Origin of the sequence: Streptomyces sp. TRM68367, from assembly GCF_014495685.1 — a bacterium.
Classification (GTDB): domain Bacteria; phylum Actinomycetota; class Actinomycetes; order Streptomycetales; family Streptomycetaceae; genus Streptomyces.
The window spans coordinates 121,913-130,270 of record NZ_JACTVI010000013.1; the positions used below are offsets into that span (position 1 = coordinate 121,913).

Annotated in this window: 6 protein-coding genes and 1 pseudogene; 5 read left to right on the forward strand and 2 right to left on the reverse strand. The window is 74.2% G+C overall.

Translation table 11 applies throughout. From position 1 onward, the window contains the following. Positions 1–38 precede the first annotated feature (38 nt). A complete protein-coding gene (locus tag H8R17_RS12335; RefSeq protein ID WP_187823200.1) occupies positions 39–1,466 on the forward strand; it encodes a transcription antitermination factor NusB in 1,428 nt (475 codons plus the stop codon). A gap of 12 nt (positions 1,467–1,478) precedes the next feature. On the opposite strand, the pseudogene H8R17_RS12340 reads toward H8R17_RS12335, so the two are convergent. Further along, positions 1,479–2,109, reverse strand: a pseudogene (locus H8R17_RS12340) (MMPL family transporter); the annotation flags it as partial. A 139-nt stretch (positions 2,110–2,248) separates the two neighbouring features. Here H8R17_RS12340 and rpe point away from each other — a divergent pair. From rpe to H8R17_RS12360, 4 genes are all read left to right on the forward strand, one after another. Next, entirely contained in the window at positions 2,249–2,935 is a 687-nt protein-coding gene (rpe, locus tag H8R17_RS12345) for a ribulose-phosphate 3-epimerase (RefSeq protein WP_187823201.1), read from the forward strand. Positions 2,936–3,013: 78 nt separating this feature from the next. Further along, positions 3,014–4,057, forward strand: coding sequence for a sugar-binding transcriptional regulator (locus H8R17_RS12350; protein WP_187823202.1), 1,044 nt, complete (start codon positions 3,014–3,016; stop codon positions 4,055–4,057). A 103-nt stretch (positions 4,058–4,160) separates the two neighbouring features. Next, positions 4,161–4,481, forward strand: a complete 321-nt coding sequence (locus H8R17_RS12355) for a barstar family protein (protein WP_187823203.1) — start codon at positions 4,161–4,163, stop codon at positions 4,479–4,481. A gap of 112 nt (positions 4,482–4,593) precedes the next feature. After that, positions 4,594–6,591 (forward strand): tetratricopeptide repeat protein, encoded by a 1,998-nt coding sequence (locus H8R17_RS12360; RefSeq protein ID WP_187823204.1) that lies wholly within the window; start codon positions 4,594–4,596, stop codon positions 6,589–6,591. Between the two features lie 74 nt (positions 6,592–6,665). Here H8R17_RS12360 and H8R17_RS12365 read toward each other — a convergent pair whose 3' ends face one another. Then, positions 6,666–8,318 (reverse strand): translation initiation factor 2, encoded by a 1,653-nt coding sequence (locus H8R17_RS12365; RefSeq protein WP_187823213.1) that lies wholly within the window; start codon positions 8,316–8,318, stop codon positions 6,666–6,668. Between the last annotated feature and the right edge of the window lie 40 nt (positions 8,319–8,358).

The window sequence follows — 8,358 nt, forward strand, 5'->3', positions numbered from 1 at the left end:
GGAACCGCACTTCATCTCACACCCGGAGCACTTTTTTCGTGAGCGACCAGTCCCGTCGTCCCCGCAAACCCGCCAAGCCCTACCGCCGCCCTCAGAAGGACCCCGTCCGCATCCTCGCCTTCGAGGCGCTCAGGGCCGTGGACGAGCGGGACGCGTACGCCAACCTCGTCCTGCCGCCGCTGCTGCGGAAGGCCCGGGAGAAGGCGGGACCGGAGAAATTCGCCGCCCGGGACGCGGCGCTGGCGACCGAGCTGGTGTACGGGACGCTGCGGCGGCAGGGGACGTACGACGCGGTCCTCGCCGCCTGTGTCGACCGGCCGCTGGGGGAGGTCGACCCGCCGGTGCTGGACGTGCTGAGCCTGGGCGCGCATCAGCTGCTGGGGACGCGGATCCCCACGCACGCCGCCGTGTCCGCGACGGTGGAGCTGGCGCGGGTCGTGCTCGGGGACGGGCGGGCCAAGTTCGTCAACGCCGTACTGCGCAAGGTCGCGCAGGACGGTCTCGACGGATGGCTGGAGCGGGTCGCGCCGCCCTACAACGAGGATCCCGAGGATCACCTCGCCGTGGTCCACTCGCACCCGAGATGGGTCGTCTCCGCGCTGTGGGACTCGCTCGGCGGCGGGCGCGCCGGCCTCGAGGAGCTGCTGCGGGCCGACAACGAGCGGCCCGAGGTCACCCTCGTCGCGCGGCCCGGGCGGGCCACCGCGGAGGAACTGCTCGGCGAGGAGGCCGCCGTACCGGGACGCTGGTCGCCGTATGCCGTGCGACTGGCCGAGGGCGGGGAGCCGGGCCTCATCGAGGCCGTGCGGGAGGGGCGGGCCGGTGTGCAGGACGAGGGGAGCCAGCTCGTCGCCCTCGCGCTCGCCAACGCGCCCGTCGACGGCTCCGACCGGCTGTGGCTTGACGGGTGCGCCGGGCCCGGGGGCAAGGCCGCCCTGCTCGGGGCGCTCGCGGCGCAGCGGGGTGCCGTGCTCCTGGCCGCCGAGAAGCAGCCGCATCGGGCCGGGCTCGTGGCCAAGGCGCTGGCGGGGAACCCCGGTCCGTATCAGGTGATCGCCGCCGACGGGACGCGGCCGGCGTGGCGGCCCGGGAGTTTCGACCGGGTGCTGGTGGATGTGCCGTGCACCGGGCTGGGCGCGCTGCGGCGGCGTCCCGAGGCGCGGTGGCGGCGGCGTCCCGAGGACCTGGACGGGTTCGCGCCCCTGCAGCGCGGGTTGCTGCGCGGCGCGCTGGAGTCCGTGCGCGCCGGGGGCGTCGTCGGGTACGCGACCTGCTCGCCGCATCTCGCCGAGACGCGGGCGGTGGTCGCCGACGTGCTCAAGCAGTTCCCCGAGGCCGACCTCGTCGACGCCCGGCCGTTGCTGCCCGGCGTGCCGGACCTGGGGGACGGGCCGGATGTGCAGTTGTGGCCGCATGTGCACGGCACCGATGCGATGTACCTGGCGGTGCTGCGCCGGATGCGGTGACGTGCGGTTCGTTGTGACGCCCCAGACCATGCGCGGTCGGCGGGCGATACGGCGGCCCGTGCGGCCCCAGACGCCCCGCTCGGTCGGATCGGGCGCGCCGAAGTGCGGGATCACCGGCCAGAAGATCCACCGGCCGAAGATCACCAGCAGGGCGGGGAAGAGCGTGAGCATCGCGACGTCGGCGAGGGCGGCGGCGGGCTCGCCGTGCACATCACCGGCCCCGGCGGCACGTCCGCGGACCTCGCCGAGGCCTTTCGAAGGCATCGACTCCACGCTGCTGGTGGCCGCCGTCCCGGATGGAGTCGACCGCGGGCGCGATCCGCTCCCAGCCCTCCTCGTCCATCGTGATCGGCACGAAGATCTGCGCCGCGCGCGGATCGGCCTGCCGGTCGAAGACCGGGCCACGGGTCTCGGCACCGCGGAGGCCGTGATCGCGCAGCTGCTTGAGCTGCGCCACGTCCTCGGTGATCCGCGCCCGGTCCGCCGCCGTCAGCCCGCCCTCGCGCGCGTACACGACGATCGCGTCGGCCAGCTTCTGCGCAAACGGCGCCGTCAGAAACAACACCACAAGCCACAAAACCAACACCAGCCACTTGGCCCGCCGCCCGCAGACCAGATGCCCAATCCCTCGGTCCCCGTTCATGGCCACCCGCGCGGGGCTGTGACATATGCGGCTCCGCCGCGTGGGCGCGACCAGCCACAAACGGCCCGCAGCCGACGAACCACCCTTGCCACCCGGGACCGGCCCCCGCAACCCCCGAAGGGCATGGCAGGCTTAGGGCATGGCCGTGCAGATCAACCCCAGCATCCTGTCCGCCGACTTCGCCCGCCTCGCGGACGAGGCGAAGGCGGTGCAGGGAGCCGACTGGCTCCACGTCGACGTCATGGACAACCATTTCGTCCCGAACCTCACGCTCGGCGTGCCGGTCGTGGAGTCGCTCGCCCGTGCGACGGACACTCCGCTGGACTGCCATCTGATGATCGAGGCCCCCGACCAGTGGGCGCCCCAGTACGTGGAAGCGGGGGCCGGTTCCGTCACCTTTCACGTCGAGGCGGCCGCCGCCCCGGTGCGCCTCGCCCGGGAGATCCGGGCCAAGGGTGCCCGAGCCTCCATGGCGCTCAAGCCCGCGACGCCCATCGAGCCGTACGAGGACCTGCTCCCCGAGCTCGACATGCTGCTGATCATGACGGTTGAGCCGGGCTTCGGCGGGCAGGCGTTCCTCGACATCATGCTTCCGAAGATTCGCCGGACCCGCGAGTTGATCAGCAAGCACGGTCTGGAGCTCTGGCTCCAGGTCGACGGCGGTGTCTCTGCGACCACCATCGAACGGTGCGCCGACGCCGGCGCCGACGTCTTCGTCGCGGGATCGGCCGTGTACGGGGCGTCGGACCCGGCCGAGGCGGTGCGTGCACTGCGCACCCAGGCGGAGGCGGCGACCGGCAAGGCATCATGGGCATGCGACCACTGAGCGTCAGGAACGTGAACGGCTCCCATCAGGGCTGATCAACCGCGCCGGATCTGCAAGGATGAACGGCGAATCCAGAGTGTGAACAGCAGTGAGGAGATCGCCGTGTCGGGTATGTCGGCGGGCCGGTCAGCCACGCGGATGGGACCCGCTGAGCTGGTGCAGGCGGCGGCCATGGCCCGCCGCTTCTACCTGGAGGGCAAGTCCAAGATCCAGATCGCGGAGGAGTTCGGCGTCAGCCGCTTCAAGGTGGCCCGGGTCCTGGAGACCGCCCTCGAACGGGACCTCGTACGCATCGAGATCCGCGTGCCGGCCGAGCTGGACGCGGACCGCTCGGACGCGCTGCGCGCCCGCTACGGCCTCAGGCACGCCGTCGTGGTCGAGTCGCCGGCCGACGCCGAGGAGACCCCGGACCCGGAGAACCTGGGAGAAGTGGCCGCCGACCTGCTCGGCGAGCTGGTCAACGAGGGCGACGTGCTGGGCCTGGCCTGGGGCCGGTCCACCATCCACATGGCCGCGGCCCTCGACCGGCTGCCGCCGTGCACGGTGGTGCAGCTGACCGGGGTGTACGACGCCGGGACCGCCGAGCGCGGCTCGGTCGAGGCCGTGCGCCGCGCCGCGCAGGTGTCGGGCGGTGACGCCCACCCCATCTACGCGCCGATGCTGCTGCCGGACGCGGCCACCGCGGCGGCGCTGCGCCACCAGACCGGGATCGCCCGGGCCTTCGACTACTTCGACAAGGTCACGGTCGCCTGCGTCTCCATCGGCTCCTGGGAGCCGGGCATCTCGACGGTGCACGACATGCTCAGCGACGAGGAGCGGTCCCACTACGCCTCCCTCGGCGTCGCCGCCGAGATGTCCGCGCACCTCTTCGACTCCGAGGGGCGCCGGGTGGGCCGGGACCTGGGGGAGCGGTGCATCACGGTCAAGGCCGACCAGCTCCGCCGTATCCCGGAGGTCGTTGCGATAGCGGGCGGGCAGCGAAAGGCCGCCGCGATCGACGCCGTGCTGCGGTCCGGGCTGGTCACCAGCCTGGTCACGGACACGTCGGCCGCGGACTATCTGATGACGGCGGGGCCGGCGCCGCGTCCCGCCCTCAACCGGGCGGATCCGGACGGGTCCTGACCGAAGATCATGAGGGGACGGCCGTGGCGGTGCGCTGCCGTGGCCCGTCCCCTGTGCGTTGCGGGCTCCCACAGTCATTCAGGCACTACAAGGGCGGTACGACATGACGGACGACCTGGCGGGCCGGCTCCTGGTCACGCTGGACCTCGACGGGGTCACGGACAAGGCGGGCCTGATGGACCGCTGCGCCCGCGCCCTCCAGCTGCCCGACTGGTTCGGCCGCAACTGGGACGCGCTCGCCGACTCCCTCTCCGACCCGACCGTCTGGCCCGAGGGCGCCGTGCAGCAGGGGCTGCTGGTCGTCGTACGGGGCTGGCAGCCGTACGCGAAGGCGCGGCCGGCGGAGTGGGAGACCGCGCAGGAGGTGTTCGCCGACGCGGCCGGCCGCAAGCCGTCGCTCACCGTGGCACTGGCGCTCGGATGAACCCACCCGCGTCCCCGTGGCCGCCCCCTCCCGTAGCCCTCTGACGGCATATCAACTCCCGTGAGCGGATAGGTTCGTGCCGAACAGCGCAGCGAACGGGAGTCAGTGACGGATGGTGTACCAGATTCCGCCGGAACCGCCGCACTTCGTGGATCGTGAGGAGGTGCAGGCGCGGGTTCTGCGGCTCGTCGCGGAGCGGCACGGGACGCGGCCCGCCGCCCGGCCGCTGTGCTTCGCGGTGAGCGGCCACGGCGGTACGGGCAAGACGGAGCTGGCGTTCCGGCTGGCCCGGCAGGTCGCGGAGCGGTACCCGGACGGCGTCCTGTACGTCGACCTCGACGACGTGCGCCGCGCCGGCACCGTGGAGGTCGCCGACGTCCTGGGCGACCTGCTGCGCTCCCTCGGGGCCGACTGGATCGCCCCCGTGTTCCGGGAACGCGCGCGGCAGTACTGGTCGCTCACGCACGGCAGGCGACTGGTGATCGTCATCGACAACGCCCGTTACGGCACCGAGGTCGAACCGCTCCTGCCCGCCTCGGGCGAGAGCCTGGTGATCGTCACCAGTCACGGTCCGCTGTACGACCTCCAGGCCGGGGCCGCGGTGGAGCTGCCCCTGGATCCGCTGGCGGAGGCGGACGCGCTGGAGCTGCTGGACCTGGTGGCGCGCGACGAGCGGCTGGCCGCCACGCCGGACGAGACCCGCCGGCTGCTGGCGCTCTGCGCCGGCCTGCCCGCCGCGCTGCACGTCGCCGGACGGTGGCTGCGCCGCCATCAGCGGCGACCGCTGCCCCGGCTGCTGAGCACGCTCGCGGCCGAACTCGACGAGAAGGGCATCCCGATGGTGGAGCAGGTATGGGACGCGGCCTACCGGGGTCTGGGCGAGGACGCCGCCCGGCTCTACCGGCTGCTCGCCGCCTTCCCGGGCCCCTCCTTCACCCTCGCCGCGGCGGGGACACTGCTCGGCGGGGACGCCGCGGACGCGGTGGACGAGCTGCGCACCGCCGGGCTGCTGGACGCGCGGGAGCACGACGACGGCCGCGAACGGCTGCCCGAGCTGCTGCGGGCCCACGCCCGGCGGAAGGCGGAGGCCGACGGGGACGCGAAGGAGCGCGCCGCGGCACGGCGGCGGCTGGTTCTGTGGTACCTGCGCCAGGCCCAGCGGGCCGACCTGGTCGCCGCGGGGAAGCGCCTGCGCGTGGCCGGGGACGTACCGCCGGTCCCCGGCACGCACGACGTGCTGTTCGAGCGGGCCGAAGACGCCGGTACGGAGGCCAAGCGCCGCGCCTGTCAGTGGCTGGAGGCCGAGCGGCACGCCCTGTTCGGCTGTGTACGCCTCGCGTACGCGGCGGGGGCGGCCGAGGACTGGGGGACGACCGAGGCGTGGGCGCTGTGCGAGCCGCTGTGGACGCACTTCCTGGACCATCCGCACTATGCCGACCACATCGAGGCCTTCCGGACGGGCGTGGCCGCCGCACAGCGCGCCGGTGACGTCCGGGCCGTCGTCCGCATGCGCTGCCAGGTGGCCCGACCGCTGTGGGAACAGGGCGAGTTCGAGGCGGCGGGGCGGGAGATGGAGGCCGCGCTGGAGGCCGTACGGGCCGGGCTCGGGGACTCGGAGGAAGAGCGGAAGCTCGGCGCGTCCGCCAGGGAGTTCCGCGGGATGCTGCGGTCGGCCCAGGGTGACTGGACGGCGGCGGCCGGCGACTTCGAGGCGTCGCGAGCCGTGCACGTCGAGATCGTGAATCCCTACGGCGTCGCGCTCCAGACGTACCGTCTGGGCGAGGCTCTGGCCCACCTCGGTGACCTGGAGCGCGCGGCGGAACTGCTGGAGCGTGCGCGGGCGGACTTCGCGGCGGGCGGCCGGGTGCGGCTCACGGCGCGGGCGGAGTTCGCCCTGGGCGGCGTCCTGGCCGGCCTCGGACGGGCGGAGGAGGCACGCGAGCTGTACCGGTCCGCCCTGGAGGGCACGCGGGACCGCGACGGCTCCCGGGACGAGGCCCGCGTACTGGACGCGCTCGCCAAACTCGCCGAGCGGCAGGGGCAGGAGGCGGAGGCGCGGGAGTACCGTGCGGCGGCGGCTGCGGTGCGGGAACGGAGCGGGCTTGACTGAGGCAGCTGGGCCTAGGGCCTTAAGGGGTCTTGCACTATGTCCGCCCGGGTCGCGCGCTCATAGGGCAAGGACCCCTAAACGGGCAGCGCCGCTTCGTCCGGCGACGCTTCTGACAGCCGTACCGCGAAGACCCGTTCGCCGACCCCGCACGTGAGGGCGGCGGGCGCGGGCTCGGTGGTCATGAGCGCGGCGTGCACGGCGGAGAGGACGGCCGCCGGGTCGGGGTACACCTGGCCGTCCGGTTCGGGGCAGGGGGCGATGCGGACGGCCAGCAGGGGGCCGGTGCGGGTGCGCAGCAGGCAGTGGGCGGGGGAGAGGACGACCGCGGCGGTACGGCGCCCTCCGGGGTGGTCCGCCAGGGTCCGGTCGGTCCAGTCGGCCGCGGTGCGCACGACGGCGCCGGCGGGCGCCGGGTCCGGAGGGGCTGCCCGGCGGTAGAGGAGGGCGGCGCCCTGGGTGTACCGCGTGGCGGCGGTGCCGGCCTCGGCCGCGAGGTGGTGGACGGGCGTGGGCGGGGCGAGGTGGGCGGGATGCCGTGCCACGTGGATCAGGCCCCGTTCGCCGTGCCGGATGCGCACCGCGAAGGCGGACGGTGTGACGGGCGGCGGCGTCGGGTCGGGCAGCAGCCGGGGGATGGCGGGGACGGCGGGCGGGTCGAGGCCGAGGAGCGCGTACAGCTCGGTCCGCAGCCGGTCCAGGCCGTTGCCCTGCTCGGCGAAGGCGGAGTCCGTGAGGGCGCGCACGGTGCCGGGGCGGTGGGCACGGAGTGCGTCCGAGAGAGTGGCCGGGGCGGTGGCTGGGTCTGGGCCGAGGCGGGGGACGGCGTCCAGCAGCGTGGCCATGGGGCTGCCCGGGATCAGTTCCGTACCGCCCTCGTAGGCGGCGAGCAGTGGGCGGTCGAGGGCCGCCGCGTACAGGGCCGCCGAGCCGTGGTCGGAGACCAGGGCGTCCGCGGCGACGGCCACCGAGGCCCACTCCTCGTAGGCGGCGGGCAGGATCAGCCCGGCCTGGACGGCGGGCTCCAGGTGCTGTGCCAGGTCGACGGTGCCGAGCCGGACGCGCTCGTTCGGGTGCACGACGAGGGCGAGCTGGTACTCGTCGTACGGCAGGACCGCGGCGAGATCGGCGGGCAGGGACGGGCGGCGCCGGAGCAGGGACTCGGGGCCCCACGTGGACACGAGGACGACGAGTCTGCGGGCGCCGGAGCGCAGGGCCGCGCGGTAGCGGTCCCGGCGGCCGGCGGAGTCGAGGAACCGTTCCAGCACGGGGTCGCCCACGACCTTGGCGCGGGCGGCGGCTTCCGGGCTGACGGCGGCCAGACGGGAGACCTGGCCGGGGTGGGCGAACGCGTACAGGTCGGCGAGGAGTCCGCCGTCGGCCGCCATGAGGTGGGCCGGGTCGAGGCCGGACGCGGAGTCCTCGGTGCCCTCGCCGGGGATGGACTTGTTGAAGCCGGCGCCGTGCGGGAGCAGGACGCGCGGGCCGTGCAGGGCGCGGAGGTCGCCCTTCGGGCTGGCGGCGAGGACGAGGTCGAAGCCGCGGGATGTGGCCTCCGCCCAGGGGAGGGTGTGTCCGCCGGCGCGCTCTATCGCGTCGAGGGCGTCGAGGGAGAAGTCGGAACCCGGGACGAGGGTGAAGTGGCGGCGGATCCGGCTGTCACCCGCGAAGACGGGGAGGACGTCCAGCAGCCGGTGCAGTGCGTTCTGCGACCGCGCCGCGAAAAGCACCACAGGTGTCGCCCGTCGCCCGTCGCCCGTCGCCCGTCGC

Bases quoted from the DNA above. Each gene is read 5' to 3' on its own strand.
- H8R17_RS12355 (WP_187823203.1), top strand. From the start codon at position 4,161: ATGACGGACGACCTGGCGGGCCGGCTCCTGGTCACGCTGGACCTCGAC.
- H8R17_RS12360 (WP_187823204.1), top strand. From the start codon at position 4,594: ATGGTGTACCAGATTCCGCCGGAACCGCCGCACTTCGTGGATCGTGAG.
- rpe (WP_187823201.1), top strand. From the start codon at position 2,249: ATGGCCGTGCAGATCAACCCCAGCATCCTGTCCGCCGACTTCGCCCGC.